This window comes from Buttiauxella sp. AC038 (assembly GCF_979253565.1).
Window position 1 is genome coordinate 3,546,307 of record NZ_CEEDCQ010000001.1, and the last position, 17,692, is coordinate 3,563,998.

The following is a 17,692-nucleotide window of genomic DNA, read 5'->3' on the forward strand; positions in this document are numbered from 1 at the left end:
ATAGCCTGTTAATGGGGAAAGTGATGCTATATCGACTCTGGACACTGATTCGCAAAGAACTGCAATCCCTGCTACGCGAACCGCAAACGCGGGCGATCTTGATTTTGCCTGTGGTATTGCAGGTCGTACTGTTCCCGTTTGCCGCAACACTTGAAGTCACTAACGCTACTATCGCGATTTATAACGAAGATAACGGCAGCCATTCGGTTGAACTCACCCAACGCTTTGCCCGTGCTAAAGCATTTAGCCATGTATTGCTGCTTAAAAGCCCGCAGGAGATCCAGCCGACAATCGACAACCAAAAAGCGCTGCTGCTGATTCGTTTCCCGGCAGAGTTTTCACGCGATATCGCCAGCCAGCAACCGGCAAAACTACAAATTATTCTCGATGGGCGTAACTCCAATAGCGCGCAGATTGCGGCAAATTACCTGCAACAGATCGTCAAGAATTACCAACAGGAACTGGTCTCCGGGCAGCCAAAACCGAATAACAGCGAATTGGTGGTTCGCAATTGGTACAACCCTAATCTGGATTACAAATGGTTCGTGGTGCCGTCGCTGATTGCGATGATCACTACCATCGGCGTGATGATTGTTACCTCGCTTTCCGTGGCTCGCGAACGTGAACAAGGCACGCTTGACCAACTGCTGGTTTCTCCACTGGCGACCTGGCAAATATTTGTCGGCAAAGCGGTGCCTGCGCAAATTGTGGCGATTGGCCAGGCAACCATCGTGCTAGGGGTTGGGATATGGGGTTATCACATTCCGTTTTCCGGCTCGCTGCTGCTGTTTTACTTCACGATGCTGATTTATGGCTTGTCGTTGGTGGGGTTTGGTTTGCTTATCTCGTCCCTGTGCTCAACACAACAGCAGGCATTTATCGGGGTATTTGTCTTTATGATGCCGGCGATTTTGTTGTCAGGCTATGTGTCGCCTGTCGAGAATATGCCAGTGTGGTTGCAGAATCTGACATGGGTAAATCCGATACGGCATTTCACCGATATCACTAAGCAGATTTATTTGAAGAACGCGAGTTTTGACATTGTGTGGGGAAGTGTGTGGCCACTATTGGTTATAGCGGCCACAACGGGTTCAGCGGCGTACTGGATGTTTCGGCGCAAAATCGCCTGATGCCTTATCTTTAACCAGCAGTGAATAAATAATCGGCCCGGCAATCATTGCCAGGCCTGCGCCTGCCAGCAGAAATTTGTTTTCGACCACGCGTGATAATAGCCACAGCACGATCATCGCATTGCCGAAATACCAGGTGGTAGTCAGCTCTTCAAGAAAATCACCAATGTCACGTAACCGCCCAGAGCGTACACGCTGGAGGGCGAACATTAAAATTACTGTTGCTGCATACAGCAAACATAAGCCAATCCCGACCGGTATGAGGGAGGCAGTTTTCCAGCCAACGAGCAGTAAACAAAGCACAGAAAGATGCAGCATTATCTGCCAGCAGCTTAGGCCTGTTGTCACTTGTACACGTTGTTGCCATTTCATTATTTCTCTCCTGGCCGCTATTTCCTGTCATTCAGAGTACCGCAGTATGCGGAAAATTCCGTAACCCGGCACCTATTTGTGACAGAGACTACACTTTATTTTCATCAGGATGTTAACAATGCCGGGAGAAGCATGAGTAATAAGTCTCAGCACCTATCCTTTAAAGTGCTCACAATTAATACACACAAAGGCTTCACCGCACTCAACCGACGTTTCATTTTGCCGGAGTTGCGTGATGCAGTACGTGCAGTTTCTGCTGACATTGTCTGTTTGCAGGAGGTGATGGGGGCTCACGAAGCACACTCACTGCATGTTGATAACTGGCCGGATACCAGCCACTACGAATATCTCGCCGATACAATGTGGAGCGATTTTGCCTATGGTCGCAACGCGGTCTATCCCGAAGGCCATCACGGCAATGCCGTATTATCTCGCTTCCCTATCAGCCAGTATGAAAATCGCGATATTTCTGTAGAAGGCCACGAAAAGCGCGGCATGCTGCACTGCCAGATAAACCTACCGGGTGCCAATATTCGTGCGCATGTTATTTGTGTGCATCTCGGTTTGCATGACGCTCACCGCCAGGCGCAACTCAATATGCTCTGCCAACTGGTGAATGAACTGCCAGAAGGCGAGCCAGTAATAGTGGCTGGCGATTTTAACGACTGGCAGCAACGCGCTAACCGGCAATTAAAGCAAACCGGATTGGATGAGGTATTTACCCGCGCATCTGGCCGCCCGGCACGCACCTTCCCTGCCCGCTTTCCGCTACTTCGCCTCGATAGAATTTATGTGAAAAATGCGTCCGCGAGTGAACCAACGGCGCTGCCATTGCGACAGTGGCGGCATCTCTCCGACCATGCGCCATTAGCCGTGGAGATTCATATATGAAAAATAACTGGCGTGACGGGAACCGAATTACATTACTCGAAAACGGTGACCAGTTTTTCCCGGCGGTATTTAAAGCCATCGAAAATGCACGCAGCAAAGTGATCCTCGAGACATTCATCTGGTTTGAAGATGATGTTGGAAAGCAATTACATGAAGTTTTGCTTACTGCTGCCCGTCGTGGCGTGAGTGTCGAAGTCTTGCTTGATGGCTATGGTTCGCCAGATTTAAGCGATGATTTTGTCAGCCAACTGACTACCGCCGGAGTGATGTTCCGCTATTACGATCCGCGCCCGTTGGTGTTTGGCATGCGTACTAATTTGTTCCGTCGTATGCACCGCAAAATCGTGGTCGTGGATGGCATCATTGCATTTGTCGGCGGTATTAATTATTCCGCGGAACAGATGAGTGATTACGGCCCGGAGGCGAAGCAAGATTACTCGGTCAAAGTTGAAGGACCGGTGGTGGATGATATTCACCAGTACGTGATTTCTAACCTGCCCGGCCACGACAATAAACGCCACTGGTGGCGACGCCGCCGTAATCCGGCACAAGAAAACCTGACGCCCGGTGAAGCACAAGCGTTGTTTGTCTGGCGTGATAACAACCAGCATCGCGATGATATCGAGCGTTATTACCTGAAAATGCTCAGTAAAGCGAAGCGTGAAGTGATTATTGCCAACGCCTATTTCTTCCCAGGCTACAGGCTGCTTCACGCAATGCGAACTGCATCTCGTCGTGGCGTTTCGGTGAAATTGATTGTGCAGGGCGAGCCTGACATGCCGATTGTCAAAGTCGGCGCACGCCTGTTGTACAACTACTTAGTGCGTTCCGGTGTGAAAATCTTTGAATATCACCGCCGCCCCCTGCACGGCAAAGTCGCCATCATGGATGACCATTGGGCAACGGTCGGCTCCAGCAACCTTGACCCGCTGAGTTTGTCGCTAAATCTTGAAGCGAATTTGATTATTCACGACCGCACATTCAATGACACGCTGCGTGCCAATCTAACCGGGTTGATTGCCGAAGATTGCCACCCGGTTGTTGAGTCGATGCTGCCAAAACGCACCTGGTGGAATTTGGGTAAGAGCGTGCTGGCATTCCACTTCTTGCGCCACTTCCCGGCGATGGTCGGTTGGTTACCCGCACATACGCCAAAACTTGCGCAAGTGATGCCACCAGCGCAACCACATATGGAAACGCAGGATCGGGTTGAGACAGATAATCCGGGGGTGAAATACTGATGTCGCACTCGCATCCCAAATGGCGCAAAGCGAAGAAGATACTCACCTGGCTATTTTTCATCGCCGTTATCGTGCTACTGACGGTGTATGCAACGAAGGTTGACTGGGAAGAAGTCTGGAAGGTTATCCGCAACTACAACCGCCTGGCACTGTTTAGCGCAGTCGGTCTGGTCATTTTGAGCTACCTGATTTACGGCTGTTACGATTTACTGGCGCGGTCGTATTGCGGGCATAAACTGGCAAAGCGCCAGGTGATGTTGGTATCTTTTATCTGTTATGCCTTTAACTTAACGTTGAGCACCTGGGTTGGCGGCATTGGCATGCGCTACCGGCTCTATTCACGGCTTGGTCTGCCCAGTGCCACTATTACGCGCATTTTTTCGTTAAGTATTTCGACTAACTGGCTCGGTTATATTCTGCTGGCCGGCATGATTTTTACCGTCGGCGTGGTGCAACTACCGGAGCACTGGTACATCGATGAGACGACATTACGGATTTTAGGTGCCGTTCTACTGGCGATCATCGCGGTGTATTTGTGGTTCTGCGCCTTTGCTAAACATCGCCATATGACGATAAAAGGCCAGCGCCTGGTGCTGCCATCATTTAAGTTTGCTCTGTTGCAACTGGCAATTTCAGGTGCCAACTGGATGGTTATGGGCGCGATTATCTGGCTATTGCTTGGTCAGGATGTGAATTACTTCTTCGTGTTAGGCGTGCTTTTGGTCAGCAGTATTGCCGGGGTAATTGTGCATATTCCTGCCGGGATCGGCGTGCTAGAGGCGGTGTTTATCGCGCTACTGGCAGGGGAGCATGTTAGCAACGGCACTATTATTGCCGCCCTGCTCGCCTATCGAATGCTCTATTTTATCGCACCACTGCTGCTGGCGATTGTTTGCTATTTAGGGCTTGAGAGTCGGGCGAAGAAGATGCGAGTGAAGAACGAGAAGAATATTCAGGAGAGTTCGTAAGAATTAGGGTGGATGTCGCTTACGCGCATCCACCCTACATAATCATCGAAATTAACGGCGGTTGCCGAAAATACGCAACAACATCAAGAACAAGTTGATGAAGTCGAGATACAGGGTCAATGCGCCAAGAATTGAATATTTGCGCATAGTTTGCGTATCACGGGTATCAATTTGCTCACCGATATTTTTCAGCTTCTGGGTGTCATAAGCCGTCAGACCAACAAAGACAATCACGCCGATATAGGTTACAGCCCACATCAGCGCCGTGCTTTTCAGCCACATGTTCACCAGTGAAGCCAACACAATACCGATTAGCGCCATAAACAGCATATTGCCAAAACCGCTGAGATCACGCTTGGTGGTGTAACCGTACAGGCTCATGGCCCCAAACATCCCGCCTGCGACGACGAAGGTACTGGCGATGGACGAGTAGGTATAGACGATAAAAATGCTGGAAAGCGTCAGGCCCGTTAATGCCGAATAGAGCATAAACAAGCTGGTTGCCATACCTGCGCTGAGCTTATGCACCATGCCCGAGAGCACAAACACTAAACCCAACTGCACGATGATAAGCCCGAAGAAAGTGATTTTACTGGAAAAAACGAATTCCATTACTGCTGGGGTATTCGCCGCATACCAGGCGACAAATGCCGTCAGTAACAGGCCGCAGGTCATCCAGCCATAAACTTGTGCCATATATGCCTGCAAGCCGGTACGGGCCTGCTGCACGATGGTGTCATTGGAGCGTGGGAATCGATCCATGATGCTTCCTTAAGTGAATTACGTTGACCGAATTTCAGGCTTTAAAGCCTGTGCCTTAAGATTAACACAACTGCGCGAAGGTGCCTGTTACCAGCGTTTTGCCGCTTGCTTGTCAGTCTCACGCGCTTCGACCCAACGATCGCCGTCAACTGTGGCTTCACGCTTCCAGAACGGCGCTCGCGTCTTCAGATAATCCATAATGAATTGTGCAGATTCAAACGCTGAGCTGCGATGAGCTCCGGTCACACCGACAAAAACAATTTCGTCGCCAGGCCATAATTCCCCGATGCGGTGAATCACGCTTACGCGTTGCAGCGGCCAGCGAAGGCGCGCTTCTTCGATAATTTCAGCCAGCGCTTTTTCCGTCATACCCGGATAGTGTTCGAGAGTTAACGCACTCACGCTATCGCCAAGATTATGATTGCGCACTTTACCGGTGAAGGTCACTACCGCACCATCTTCATCGCACTGAGCAAGCCATTGGTACTCGTCGCCAACGTTGAAGTTTTCATGGCTTACGCGGATTCGGGTGTTTTCCATTTCAGCCTCCAGTAACCGGCGGGAAGAAAGCGACTTCATCACCGTCGGTAAGTGGATGGTCGAAACTCACCAGCGTCTGGTTCACGGCGGCGAGCAATTTCCCCGACTCCAGAGCCAGCGCCCAGCGTTCGCTTTTGGCTGCAAGGCTCTCACGCAGTTGTTCAACATCGCCAAAAGTGGCGTCTAGCTGCAGTTGGTCACAATCGACCAATTCACGCACCTGGGCAAAAAACAGGACCTTAATCATTGCTCTCAACCTTAAAGTCGCCAGACTTGCCGCCACTTTTTGCCAGCAAACGCACCGGGCCAATCACCATATCTTTTTGCACGGCTTTGCACATATCGTAGATGGTTAACGCAGCGACCGATGCGGCAGTCAGCGCTTCCATTTCCACGCCGGTTTTACCCGTCAAACGGCATACAGATTCAATGCGCACGCGGTTATGTTCTGGTTCAGCGGCTAAATTCACTTCGACTTTGCTGAGCATCAGCGGGTGGCAAAGGGGGATTAAATCCCAGGTGCGCTTCGCAGCCTGAATCCCGGCAATACGCGCCGTGGCAAATACATCACCTTTGTGGTGACTACCTTCAATAATCATGGAGAGCGTTGCAGCTTCCATAGTGATAAACGCTTCTGCACGTGCTTCGCGCACCGTTTCAGTTTTGGCGGAAACATCAACCATGTGCGCTTCGCCTTGCGCATTAATATGAGTCAGTTGCGACATAGTTTATTTCTTGAGATGTGGGTGGAAATTACAAGGGCGCACGCGGGCATCCAGCTGTGGCTGAATGATATTTTCCCACGCGGTATGACATGCTTTGGTTGAACCTGGCATAGCAAAAATCAGCGTACGGTTCGCGATGCCTGCCAGCGCGCGCGATTGCAGCGTTGAGGTGCCGATTTCTTCAAAAGAGAGCATGCGGAACACTTCACCAAAACCTTCGATTTCGCGGTCAAACAGCGGCAGTAATGCTTCTGGAGCCTGGTCACCATCGGTAAAACCAGTGCCACCGTTAATCAACACCACCTGAACTTCATCATCAGCAATCCACTGGGAAACCTGAGCGCGAATCGCGTAACGGTTTTCTTTCACAATCGCTTTGGCAACAATGTGGTGGCCTGAGTCAGTTGCCGCTTCACGCAGATAATGGCCGGAGGTGTCGTCTTCTTCGCCACGGCGGCTTGAGACGGTCAGAATGGCAATATTTACCGGGACAAATTCGCTACTTATCTGGCTCATTGTTATCTTCCTTTTTATACCCAAAATTATTGGGCTACAGCGGGTTTTAGCCGCCGATATAAGACAGGTTTTGAGTGATGCCGGTATCACCGTCATGCAGGAAATGGGTCTGTTTCTTGTGCGTTAAAGCTTCAGCGATGCGCGCCTCAAGCTCGTCGATTTGCCCGTCATCCGCTAATAGGTCGCGCAGGGAAATGCCCTGTTCGCCAAACAAACACAGATGCAAATTGCCGACCGATGACACACGCAGACGGTTGCAGCTGGCACAGAAATCTTTTTCATACGGCATGATCAGGCCAATTTCGCCCTGATAATCCGGATGGCAAAAGACCTGCGCCGGGCCATCGCTGCGGCTGCGAAGCTGGTGAACCCAGCCGCGAGCCAGAAGCTGGTCGCGAATGGTTTTGCCCGAAATGTGGTGTTTGCGAAACAGATCGCCGCCGTCCCCGGTTTCCATCAGCTCGATAAAGCGTAGCTGGATTGGACGGGATTTGATCCACGCAAGGAAGGTATCGAGTTCGTGGTGATTTACATCGCGCATTAGCACGGTGTTCACTTTTACACGTTCAAAACCTGCTGCAAAAGCGGCATCAATGCCATCCATCACCTGGCGGAATTTATCCTGCCCGGTAATGGCGTGAAACTGGCGGGCATCGAGGCTATCAACGCTAACATTCACCGCAGTCAGTCCGGCATCACGCCACTGCTGAATATCACGCGCAAGGCGATAACCATTTGTGGTCATCGCAATCTGGCGAATACCGGGGTTTTCACGCACAGCGGCGATAATGTCAGTGAAGTCTTTACGCAAAGAGGGTTCACCACCTGTCAGGCGTACTTTTTCAGTACCCAGGGCGGCAAAAGCGCGGGTTACACGGCGAATTTCATCGACGTTGAGGAAACTTTTGTTCGCCACACCATGAGGCTTGTAGCCATCTGGCAGGCAATAGTTGCAACGAAAATTGCAAACGTCGGTAATAGATAGACGCAGGTAAAAAAACTTACGAGCGAATGCATCGGTAAGTTGGGTAGCCATGTACACCTTCCAAATACGGGAGATGCAGTCATTTCTTTCTGCACCCTGGTGACTCAAGGTCACGGCCAAAGCACCGTATCTTTCGACTTAGGTCCAGAGGCTTAGTGTGTTTAGAACGATAGTAGCGCGTGGGGAAATTATTCGCCATAGCAGCTTTCGTTATATAAATCTATATATAGCGAGCTAATCGTTCAATTTCGCCACAGACTACGCGAAAAGTGAACTTTTGCTTTGATATACATCATTATCCTCCGAGGCTGAATCGTATTCCGCACTCTTTTGCGCTACCTTATTTCGATAGTTCGTCATAAGGAATAGTTATGCGCAATCGTACGTTTGCGGATTTAGACCGGGTGGTCGCCCTTGGCGGTGGGCACGGTCTGGGCAGGGTTATGTCTTCCCTATCCTCTCTTGGTTCACGCTTAACCGGCATTGTTACCACAACCGATAATGGTGGCTCGACAGGTCGTATCAGGCGCTCTGAGGGAGGCATTGCCTGGGGCGATATGCGCAACTGTTTAAATCAGTTAATTACTGAACAAAGCGTTGCTTCTGCTATGTTTGAGTACCGTTTTGGCGGTAATGGTGAACTTTCCGGGCATAACCTCGGAAACTTGATGTTAAAGGCATTGGATCACCTAAGCGTGAGGCCTTTAGAAGCCATTAATTTAATTCGTAACCTGCTAAAAGTGGATGCATTTCTAATCCCGATGTCTGAACACCCTGTGGATTTGATGGCAACAGACGCAGATGGCCATTTTATTTATGGTGAAGTGAATATTGACCAGCTTTCTTCACCTCCCCAGGAGTTATCGCTATACCCAAAAGCGCATGCTACCCGCGAAGCTGTTCAGGCTATCTCCGAAGCAGATCTTATTCTGATTGGCCCCGGTAGTTTTTACACAAGCTTAATGCCGATACTTTTGCTGGAAGATATGGATCAAGCATTGCGCAGGACTCCTGCACCAGTAGTGTTTATCGGCAATCTGGGTAAAGAACTAAGCACCGCGGCCGCCAGCCTGTCGCTTGGGCAGACACTGGACATCATGGAGCAGCGCATCGGGAAACGTATTGTTGATGCGGTGGTGGTTGGCCCGCAGACCGACGTATCTGAAATTACCGATCGTCTAGTCATTCAAGAGCCACTGGAAGCGGTTGATATTCGTTATCGCCACGACCGGCATCTGCTACGCCAGGCGTTGGAAAAAGCTATTCAGCAGCTCGGATAAAACAACGCCTTCTTCACGAAGGCGTTTTTACTACGACGTTGCAATAAACAACTGCCGCAACTGATGGAGCTGGTCACGGATCTGCGCGGCCTCTTCAAATTCCAGGTTTTGCGCATGCTCCAGCATCTTCCCTTCCAACTGGTGAATTTTCTGCTGCAAGGCTTTTGGCGTCAGGATGATTTCATCATCTTCAATCACGCTGCGAGCTTTACTCTTCATCCGGCCTTTGGTTTTCGCCATGCCTTCACCAAGCTGAAGGACATCGACGACTTTCTTGTTCAGTCCTTGCGGCGTAATACCGTTTTCTTCGTTGTAACGCTGCTGTTTTTCACGGCGACGTTCAGTTTCACCGATAGCCTTAGCCATTGATGCTGTGATTTTGTCGCCGTACAGAATCGCTTTCCCGTTGATATTACGTGCCGCACGGCCAATGGTCTGAATCAGCGAACGCTCGGAACGCAGGAAGCCCTCTTTATCGGCATCCAGAATCGCTACCAGCGACACTTCAGGCATATCCAACCCCTCACGCAGCAAGTTGATGCCCACCAGCACGTCGAACTCGCCAAGGCGCAAATCACGGATGATTTCCATACGCTCTACGGTATCGATATCTGAGTGCAGGTAACGCACCCGCGAGCCGTGCTCTTCGAGATATTCGGTTAAGTCTTCGGCCATGCGCTTGGTAAGCGTGGTGACCAACACGCGTTCGTTAACCTCAACGCGTTTGCGAATCTCAGAAAGTAGATCGTCAACCTGAGTACCGACCGGGCGAACTTCGATAATCGGGTCTAATAAGCCAGTTGGTCTGACGACCTGATCGACAACATCGCCGCCCGATTTTTCTAACTCGTAATGGCTTGGTGTTGCCGAAACATAAATTGTTTGCGGTGCCAGAGCTTCAAACTCTTCAAATCTCAGCGGGCGGTTATCAAGTGCTGATGGCAAACGGAAGCCATACTCCACCAGTGTTTCTTTGCGCGAACGGTCACCTTTGTACATTCCGCCGATTTGCGGAATTGTCACGTGGGACTCGTCAACAATTAGCAAACCATCTGCTGGCAGGTAATCGAAAAGCGTAGGAGGTGGCTCGCCAGGACCGCGCCCCGAAAGGAACCGCGAATAGTTTTCGACACCAGAACAGTATCCCAGCTCGTTCATCATCTCTAAATCAAACTGGGTACGTTGCGAGAGGCGTTGCTCCTCAAGCAATTTGTTATTCGCCAGCAGCACTTTTCTACGATCTGCAAGCTCAACTTTGATCTCTTCCATGGCTTGCAGAATACGTTCACGCGGTGTGACGTAGTGCGATTTTGGATAGACTGTGAAACGCTGGATGGCCTGGTCAACCTGCCCGGTCAGGGGGTCAAACAGCGACAACCGTTCTACTTCTTCATCGAATAGTTCCACGCGTAATGCCAGGTCGTCTGATTCGGCCGGGAAGATATCAACCACTTCACCGCGCACACGGAAAGTACCACGCTGGAATGCCTGGTCGTTGCGGGTATATTGCAGTTCAGTCAGGCGACGTATTATAGAGCGCTGATCGATGATCATCCCTTTGGTCAGGTGAAGCATCATCTTCAGATATAAATCCGGGTCGCCCAGGCCGTAAATTGCCGACACAGACGCCACCACAATCACATCCCGCCTATCAAGCAATGCTTTGGTTGCCGATAACCGCATCTGCTCAATATGTTCGTTAACCGAAGAGTCTTTCTCGATAAATGTATCGGAACTTGGGACGTAGGCTTCTGGCTGGTAGTAGTCGTAATAAGAGACGAAGAACTCTACCGCGTTATCCGGAAAGAACTCTTTCATCTCACCATACAGCTGCGCGGCCAGCGTTTTGTTAGGAGCCAACACCATAGTGGGGCGTTGTAAATCAGCAATCACATTTGCCACGGTAAAGGTTTTACCAGAGCCCGTCACACCCAATAAAGTCTGATGGGCAAGCCCGTCTTCCAGACCTTCTTTAAGGCGACGAATGGCCTCTGGCTGATCGCCAGAAGGTTTAAATGCTGAATTTAATTTGAACGCTTTACTCATGAAGAGGCTACCTGATGAAGAAACGAGCGGGCCGGAGGATAATTTTACTCGGCACAGAAAATTTTGCCAGAAAATAATACTGGATGAAAAACCAGTTCCTCACTAGCGCGTTTAAGATACTTCCCCGCTTTACCGTCTGGTTTGCCGGTAAAATACTCTACTCACAGATATTTCAGCTGACCAAAATGGTTATCCCCAGATTTTTTTACCTTTTAACATTTGTCAAGCAGTGTCATAAAAGCTTAAGGAACATCTGTGGCACTTTTATTGCAACGATTGATTTTATTCAACTGATTGATTTAAAGCAGTTATTTAAGAAAGTCTGGTTTCGCGCCAATTCATGCGCAACCCGCGCCGGCTCTCGCTTACCACAAGTTTTCTAACTCTAATGCACATGGTTATCCACAGGAATAGTGGATAAGTGCTCTCAGCCCTTTTGCAGCGCACACCGCAAAAAACCATAAATTCTCTGTGCCGGGGCCCAAAAATATTTTTCATCATTATTTTTACTCTTTTTGGACTTACCTGATGCCTGCCATTTCTTATGATCCTGCTCACGAATTGCGCATTTCTATGGAGCAGTAGTCTGGTGTTGCACCAAACACACCAAAAATCAGGCACCGACAAAGTGCATTCTGATTTCCGAGTCGTAGAAGCCGAAGGCTTATTCAACCATTTTCATGAGGCTTTTCTCAAAGTTGCATTGTTCTGGTCAGCAAACGAGTTAATGGCAAGGTAATTGCAAAGTTTGTAACTCTTGCTTCGTGTTGCAGAAGCAGCCTGGGTCGTTAACCCTGCCAGAAGGAGAATGTCGATGTTGAGCCTGCGTGCTGTTAATCAGTTTTACGGTGAAAGCCATATCCTGTGGAATCTGGATCTTGAGCTGGCACCTGGAGAGTGCACCTGTGTTCTTGGCGCACCAGGGATGGGGAAAACAACGCTTGTAAACTGTATTACGGGTTACTTGCCAGTACAAAGTGGCAGTATGACCTGGCTTGAAGCAGGCCATCCACCACAGGATCTTCTCACCCAACCTATAGAAGGCCGAGTCGCACTGGGAATGAGTTATGTCGCGCATGACCGCCGAATATTCTCCCAACTAAGCGTTGAGGAAAACCTGCAAATTGCGCTATTGGCTGCTCGCGTGCGTTCCCGTAGCATTCCAGGCATGATCTATGAACTGTTCCCTGAACTGTACAGCTTAAGGCACATGCGCGGTGGGGAGCTATCAAGCGATCTTCAGCAGCAACTGGCATTGGCAAGAGCGCTGGTGACAGAACCAAAACTGCTGATTCTTGATGAACCCACTTTTGGCAGCGGCCAACGTTTTATCAATGAGCTGGGCAATATTATCCGCCGTCTGAGCCGTGATTTTGGCCTGACAATATTGCTGGTAGAGCAACGCTTATCGTTCATTCGCCGTGTGGCGGACCGTTTCTGCTTACTACACCGGGGCCGTAATGTTGCTCAGGGAAATGTCGCGCTTCTGGATGATAAGCTGGTATCCAGTTGGATAGATCCATGATGGTGCGCCGAACGACGGCATGAACAGCCTCTCAGGTTCTGCCGTCACAACTTACCAAGTTGCTTCTGCATATTTCTATCAAGACTGGCGAGCTCCCGTTGTAAGTTGCATTGCCGGGTTACAGCAGATAACTCCACCAGTGGCAAAGGTACTTTTGAAACTCCTGTTTCACGCATCCAACGCAGCACCGGTTCCAAATGCCAGATAGCGGTTTTACCGTCATGTACTGGTTGCGGAAAAGCCTCGCGGCTTACCATCACTTTGCGAATATACTGCCGTGAAAACCCCAGCAACTCAGCAATATCTGTTAACCCAACCAGATCTGGCATCACTTCGACCAACGCAGTACCTGGAATAATGCGTTTTACATCCTGAATCGCTGAAACAACGGCTAGTTTTGCATCCGATGCTTCGCGGATGAAATTCAGTGCAATTCGCCCTGTGACACCCACACCAACCAGCGCGTCATCGCAACCTTGCGCACCCAAAGCTTCAATCCATTGTTCCGGATTCTGGCCATTTTCTGGCAGGGTGAAAATCAACGTGAAGCTAAATTCTGACATATTCTGCTCCTTGAAAATTAATGTCTGATGGCAGGTGGCGAGCCTTGCTGGCTACAGTTATCGACGACACGACGTATCTGCCTTGCATGGTTATAAGCACTGCGCGGTGTGCTCCAGATGCAGCTAATGCAAAACTCACTGCAGCGGCAGGCTTTGTCGTTCCACGGACAATACATTTTCCCCCAACAATGTGCCCCACCGGGCCGCACTTGCCAGCCCTGACATTCGGCATAACTTAATGCTGCTTCAATGTCCTTATTGGGGTGTATACGCCGCTTCATAAAACCTCCTGTCCATACTCGCAAATAAGTTGTCATATGACAACTTTAAATTGAGAAACAATTTACCTGCGAGGTATTTTTCTTCAAGGAGAAGATTTGAAAATTAGCGGTATCTGGAAGAGCGCCCGCAAGATTTATCGGGCGTTACAAAAATGAGCTGTGGATTTGCGAATTACTGTGAAAGAAGGGAGATATCCAGGTGACGACCGAGCGAGGTTTCATCGTCTATATGCGGATAGAACGGGATTTCACCTAACATGGGGGCTTTTAAAACATCACGTAACGTTGCGAGATACTCAGCATGGCGCTTCCCGGTAGGTTGAACGTCATTAGCAATCCAGCCCGCCAGGCGCAGACCCGCATTTTGCACTGCATGCGCAGTTAACATGGCATGGTTGATACAGCCGAGTTTTACCCCCACGACCAAAATTACAGGCAACTGCTCTTGTATTGCCCAATCTGCAAAAGTTGTTGTTGCTGAAAGTGGTGTAAACCAACCTCCCGCCCCTTCAACCTGTAACCAGTCGACCTGAGAAGCAAGCGCTTCAAGGCCTGCTGACATCTGCGAAAATTCGATGGGCTGCAATGCTTCCGCACTAACGATATGCGGCGATGTTGGCTCCAAAAACGCAAACGGGTTGACCTGTGCATAGCTTAATTTGACGTTACTGTTGCGCTGTAGGGCAAGCGCATCACCGTTACGAATACCCTGAGCAGTCATTTCACTACCAGAGGCCACCGGCTTATATCCTGCAGTACGGTAACCCGCATCTCCTGCGGCCTGAAGCAAAGCACAGCTGGCAATAGTTTTACCCACTTCCGTATCCGTTCCGGTTACAAACCATTTTTTAATCACGTTCAATCACTCCACAAACGAGTTGCCAGGTCAGAGGGAATTGACCCTGTTTCTGTGGCCAGGCGAGACTTAATTTTTGTAATTGTTGGCGGGTCATCAGCGATGCTTTACGTCCATCATGAAGATGTGTCGCACCAATACCTTTTAGCGATTGCATGGCACTCAATACGCTATCGTAAGACTGGCTGATTTCATGAATTTCTAGACTGTAGCGCCACCCTTCGCACGCATCCTGAATCTGCTCAAATGTCATAAATCGGTTGGCATGAGACCGTTCATCTATCACCTGCCAGGCGGTATGCAGTTCGCAAAGTGAATTTGCCGCAAGCGTAGTAAATGCCAGGCAACCGCCCGAGCGAGTGACACGGTAAAGCTCACTTAAACCACTGCGCAAATCATTGCACCACTGCACCGCGAGGTTACTCCATGCAAGATCCACCTGCTGGTCGGCAAGGTTGATGGCTTCAATATCGCCTTCGAGATAGTTATCAGCTGAACCTTGAAGTGCAGCATGGTTCAGCATCGCGGGGGAGAGATCCAGCGCCGTAACATGGCAGCCTTTTTCACGCCAGGCGCGGCTATACCAACCCGTACCGCATCCAGCATCCAACACGTTGCTGATTTGACGGCCTTCAAGCATTCCCAGCAGCAAGTCTCCGCTGGTGCGTTGCAATTCGGCGTGGCTGTCGTAGGTGCTTGCCGCGCGGCCAAATGCTGCGGCAATAGCCGCTTTATCAACGAGTCGCGTCATACAGCGCCTCCAAAAGCTTGTTGATGTCTTCGCTGGTGTGGCTTGCAGTAAGCGTCACACGCAACCGCGCCGTACCAGGTGGCACGGTTGGTGGACGAATCGCTGTTAGCCAGAATCCGCGTTCGCGTAAGGTAGTGGCAAGGTTCACCGCAGGCTGATTTTCCCCCACGATCAATGGCTGGATGGCTGTTTGTGAGGCCATTAATTGCAGCGGTAGCTGTGCGGCTCCCGCACGGAAATGGGCAATATTGGCGTGTAATTGAGCACGCCGGGAATCCTCACGGCGGATAACATTCAATGCTGCCGATAACGCACACGCCTGTGCAGGTGGCATAGAGGTGCTGTAAATAAGATGCCGGGCGGATTGCAGCAGATAATCAGCCATCGATTCACTACACAGAACTGCGGCCCCACTTGCACCAAATGCCTTGCCGAACGTTACGACCAGCAAGTCTGGTTTGACGTGTTGCTGGTAGCAGCTACCGCGCCCTTCCTCACCTATCACGCCAATACCATGGGCATCGTCAACCATCAACAAGCCCTGTGCTTCCCGGGTAGCCTGCGCAATTCCAGCCAACGGAGCGGCATCTCCGTCCATGCTGAAAATTCCTTCGGTAATAACCAGTTGTTGACCGTCAGTTTGCGAGGCCAACAGCGTTTGCAACGATGCGATATCGTTATGGGCAAAACGCCGTAACTGCGCTGGACTGTGCATTGCGGCTTCCAGAAGTGAAGCATGGCTAAGTTTATCGGCAACAATCCGGTCTGATTTTTCAGTCAGTGCCGCGATAAGCGCCTGGTTAGCCGCGAAACCTGAAATAAACAGTAATGCGCGCGGATAACCCAGCCAGTCAGCTAACTGCTGTTCAAATCGCTGATGGGCTTCGTGATACCCGGTGACATGCCCGGAACCACCACTCCCAATACCGTAAATCTCAGCACCCTGCTGCCAGGCATTAACCACTTCAGCATGGTGACTGATTCCCAGATAATCGTTACTGGAAAAATTTAGATAATGGATATCGTTTTGAACAAGGTAGCGCCCGCTACCTTGTTGGTTGGCCTGCCTGGTGCGAAAACTGTTGTTTTCCCGCCGCCTGGCAAGCGCGCTATCAATGCGTTGCTGCCAGGTCATACAGCCGCCGCGTTGTAGTAATTCTCCGTATCCGCGTTGAGCAATTGATCGGTTAGTTGTTGTTGCTGCTCGTTGTCGCCTGCATGAGTGGTTGTTTGCTGCGGATTAAGCCCGAGCTTGCGGAACAATTGCAGGTCTTTGTCTTCTTCCGGGTTTGGCGTAGTCAGTAGTTTGCAGCCATAGAAAATCGAGTTTGCACCAGCCATAAAGCACATGGCCTGAGTCTGCTCGCTCATCTGTTCACGCCCGGCAGAAAGCCGTACGAAAGAGGTCGGCATCATGATACGCGCGACAGCAATAGTGCGAATAAAATCAAACGCATCGACGTCTTCGTTATCTGCCATCGGGGTACCTTTGACTTTCACCAGCATGTTGATTGGCACGCTTTCTGGTGGCGTTGGCAAATTGGCTAATTGCAGCAGCAACCCGGCACGATCGGTTACCGTTTCACCCAAACCGACAATTCCGCCCGAGCAGACTTTAATCCCGGCATCACGCACTTTATCGAGCGTATCAAGACGTTCCTGATAAGTACGCGTAGTGATGATATTGCCGTAGAATTCTGGCGAGGTGTCGAGATTATGGTTGTAGTAATCAAGCCCTGCCGCCGCCAGGCGATGTGCCTGCGTATCGGTTAATGTGCCAAGCGTCATACAGGTTTCAAGCCCCATTTCGCGCACGCCCTGCACCATTTGTTCAAGGTACGGCATATCGCGATCGTTAGGGTTTTTCCAGGCAGCGCCCATGCAGAAACGAGTAGAACCCGCATTTAACGCTTTACGTGCGGAGTCCAACACTTGCTCAACTTCCATCAAGCGCTCGGAAGCCAGCCCGGTTTTGTATCGCGCACTTTGCGGGCAATATTTGCAGTCTTCTGGACATGCGCCAGTTTTAATCGACAGCAGCGTACTGACCTGAACGTGGCGGGGATCGAAGTGCTGACGATGCACCGTTTGTGCTTCAAACATCAGTTCGAGGAAAGGTTTTTCAAATAAAGCAGTGACCTGCGACATTGACCAGCGTGCGTGGTGAGCCATGGGGCGTCTCCAAAAAGGGTGTTGTTAGTCATTGATTGACGTTATACTTGTAAACCTAAATCTTTTTCAAATGGTTTACAAGCCACCC

At 50.2% G+C, this 17,692-nt stretch carries 20 protein-coding genes and 1 riboswitch; of the genes, 6 read left to right on the forward strand and 14 right to left on the reverse strand.

The genetic code is table 11. The features are described 5' to 3' along the window. The first annotated feature begins 23 nt into the window (after positions 1 to 23). Complete coding sequence (locus AC0IXI_RS16945) at positions 24 to 1,130, forward strand: ABC transporter permease (protein ID WP_064517240.1); 1,107 nt, start codon at positions 24 to 26, stop codon at positions 1,128 to 1,130. Here AC0IXI_RS16945 and AC0IXI_RS16950 read toward each other — a convergent pair. Beyond that, positions 1,092 to 1,502 carry a YbhQ family protein gene (locus AC0IXI_RS16950; protein ID WP_064517237.1) on the reverse strand — a complete coding sequence of 137 codons (411 nt, stop codon included), beginning with the start codon at positions 1,500 to 1,502 and terminating at the stop codon, positions 1,092 to 1,094. The genes AC0IXI_RS16945 and AC0IXI_RS16950 overlap by 39 nt on opposite strands. A gap of 132 nt (positions 1,503 to 1,634) precedes the next feature. Between AC0IXI_RS16950 and AC0IXI_RS16955 the strand changes: the two genes are divergently transcribed. The 3 genes from AC0IXI_RS16955 to AC0IXI_RS16965 are packed head-to-tail and all read left to right on the forward strand — an operon-like array spanning position 1,635 to position 4,602. Next, positions 1,635 to 2,393 carry an endonuclease/exonuclease/phosphatase family protein gene (locus AC0IXI_RS16955; protein ID WP_064517234.1) on the forward strand — a complete coding sequence of 253 codons (759 nt, stop codon included), beginning with the start codon at positions 1,635 to 1,637 and terminating at the stop codon, positions 2,391 to 2,393. Next, positions 2,390 to 3,634, forward strand: a complete 1,245-nt coding sequence (gene clsB / locus AC0IXI_RS16960; protein WP_134183677.1) for a cardiolipin synthase ClsB — start codon at positions 2,390 to 2,392, stop codon at positions 3,632 to 3,634. The genes AC0IXI_RS16955 and clsB overlap by 4 nt, the downstream gene beginning before the upstream one ends. After that, the gene (locus AC0IXI_RS16965; protein ID WP_064517228.1) at positions 3,634 to 4,602 is read left to right on the forward strand and encodes a lysylphosphatidylglycerol synthase domain-containing protein; all 969 of its coding nucleotides are present in this window, start codon (positions 3,634 to 3,636) and stop codon (positions 4,600 to 4,602) included. The genes clsB and AC0IXI_RS16965 overlap by 1 nt, the downstream gene beginning before the upstream one ends. A gap of 51 nt (positions 4,603 to 4,653) precedes the next feature. Here AC0IXI_RS16965 and AC0IXI_RS16970 read toward each other — a convergent pair whose 3' ends face one another. The 6 genes from AC0IXI_RS16970 to moaA form a co-directional block, all read right to left on the reverse strand. After that, the gene (locus tag AC0IXI_RS16970; protein WP_034456535.1) at positions 4,654 to 5,364 is read right to left on the reverse strand and encodes a Bax inhibitor-1/YccA family protein; all 711 of its coding nucleotides are present in this window, start codon (positions 5,362 to 5,364) and stop codon (positions 4,654 to 4,656) included. An 87-nt stretch (positions 5,365 to 5,451) separates the two neighbouring features. After that, positions 5,452 to 5,904: a molybdopterin synthase catalytic subunit MoaE gene (gene moaE / locus AC0IXI_RS16975; protein WP_134183681.1), complete on the reverse strand. Its 453-nt coding sequence runs from the start codon at positions 5,902 to 5,904 to the stop codon at positions 5,452 to 5,454. 1 nt (position 5,905) lies between these two features. Continuing rightward, positions 5,906 to 6,151, reverse strand: coding sequence for a molybdopterin synthase sulfur carrier subunit (gene moaD, locus AC0IXI_RS16980; protein ID WP_064517222.1), 246 nt, complete (start codon positions 6,149 to 6,151; stop codon positions 5,906 to 5,908). Beyond that, on the reverse strand, positions 6,144 to 6,629 hold the full coding sequence (gene moaC / locus AC0IXI_RS16985) for a cyclic pyranopterin monophosphate synthase MoaC (RefSeq protein WP_064517219.1): 486 nt from the start codon (positions 6,627 to 6,629) through the stop codon (positions 6,144 to 6,146). The genes moaD and moaC overlap by 8 nt, the downstream gene beginning before the upstream one ends. 3 nt (positions 6,630 to 6,632) lie before the next feature. Beyond that, a complete protein-coding gene (gene moaB, locus AC0IXI_RS16990) occupies positions 6,633 to 7,145 on the reverse strand; it encodes a molybdenum cofactor biosynthesis protein B (protein WP_471682814.1) in 513 nt (170 codons plus the stop codon). Positions 7,146 to 7,191: 46 nt separating this feature from the next. After that, complete coding sequence (moaA, locus tag AC0IXI_RS16995; RefSeq protein ID WP_410371201.1) at positions 7,192 to 8,181, reverse strand: GTP 3',8-cyclase MoaA; 990 nt, start codon at positions 8,179 to 8,181, stop codon at positions 7,192 to 7,194. Then, positions 8,169 to 8,300: riboswitch (molybdenum cofactor riboswitch) on the reverse strand. (Overlaps the previous gene by 13 nt.) Positions 8,301 to 8,501: 201 nt before the next feature. On the opposite strand from moaA, the gene yvcK reads away from it, so the two are divergent. Further along, positions 8,502 to 9,410, forward strand: a complete 909-nt coding sequence (gene yvcK, locus AC0IXI_RS17000; protein WP_064517210.1) for a uridine diphosphate-N-acetylglucosamine-binding protein YvcK — start codon at positions 8,502 to 8,504, stop codon at positions 9,408 to 9,410. Positions 9,411 to 9,440: 30 nt separating this feature from the next. Here yvcK and uvrB read toward each other — a convergent pair whose 3' ends face one another. Further along, positions 9,441 to 11,456, reverse strand: a complete 2,016-nt coding sequence (gene uvrB, locus AC0IXI_RS17005; protein ID WP_471682815.1) for an excinuclease ABC subunit UvrB — start codon at positions 11,454 to 11,456, stop codon at positions 9,441 to 9,443. An 814-nt stretch (positions 11,457 to 12,270) separates the two neighbouring features. On the opposite strand from uvrB, the gene AC0IXI_RS17010 reads away from it, so the two are divergent. Then, complete coding sequence (locus AC0IXI_RS17010; RefSeq protein WP_064517204.1) at positions 12,271 to 12,981, forward strand: ABC transporter ATP-binding protein; 711 nt, start codon at positions 12,271 to 12,273, stop codon at positions 12,979 to 12,981. Positions 12,982 to 13,025: 44 nt separating this feature from the next. Here AC0IXI_RS17010 and AC0IXI_RS17015 read toward each other — a convergent pair whose 3' ends face one another. The 6 genes from AC0IXI_RS17015 to bioB all read right to left on the reverse strand — a co-directional run bounded on the left by AC0IXI_RS17015 (position 13,026) and on the right by bioB (position 17,604). Further along, the gene (locus AC0IXI_RS17015) at positions 13,026 to 13,544 is read right to left on the reverse strand and encodes a helix-turn-helix transcriptional regulator (protein ID WP_064517201.1); all 519 of its coding nucleotides are present in this window, start codon (positions 13,542 to 13,544) and stop codon (positions 13,026 to 13,028) included. Between the two features lie 17 nt (positions 13,545 to 13,561). After that, entirely contained in the window at positions 13,562 to 13,825 is a 264-nt protein-coding gene (locus AC0IXI_RS17020; protein WP_134183689.1) for a hypothetical protein, read from the reverse strand. A gap of 172 nt (positions 13,826 to 13,997) precedes the next feature. Beyond that, complete coding sequence (gene bioD, locus AC0IXI_RS17025) at positions 13,998 to 14,681, reverse strand: dethiobiotin synthase (protein WP_064517199.1); 684 nt, start codon at positions 14,679 to 14,681, stop codon at positions 13,998 to 14,000. After that, complete coding sequence (bioC, locus tag AC0IXI_RS17030) at positions 14,674 to 15,432, reverse strand: malonyl-ACP O-methyltransferase BioC (RefSeq protein ID WP_064517195.1); 759 nt, start codon at positions 15,430 to 15,432, stop codon at positions 14,674 to 14,676. The genes bioD and bioC overlap by 8 nt, the downstream gene beginning before the upstream one ends. Next, positions 15,416 to 16,567, reverse strand: a complete 1,152-nt coding sequence (bioF, locus tag AC0IXI_RS17035) for an 8-amino-7-oxononanoate synthase (RefSeq protein ID WP_471682816.1) — start codon at positions 16,565 to 16,567, stop codon at positions 15,416 to 15,418. The genes bioC and bioF overlap by 17 nt, the downstream gene beginning before the upstream one ends. After that, a complete protein-coding gene (gene bioB / locus AC0IXI_RS17040; protein ID WP_064517189.1) occupies positions 16,564 to 17,604 on the reverse strand; it encodes a biotin synthase BioB in 1,041 nt (346 codons plus the stop codon). Before bioB ends, bioF begins: the two co-directional genes overlap by 4 nt. Between the last annotated feature and the right edge of the window lie 88 nt (positions 17,605 to 17,692).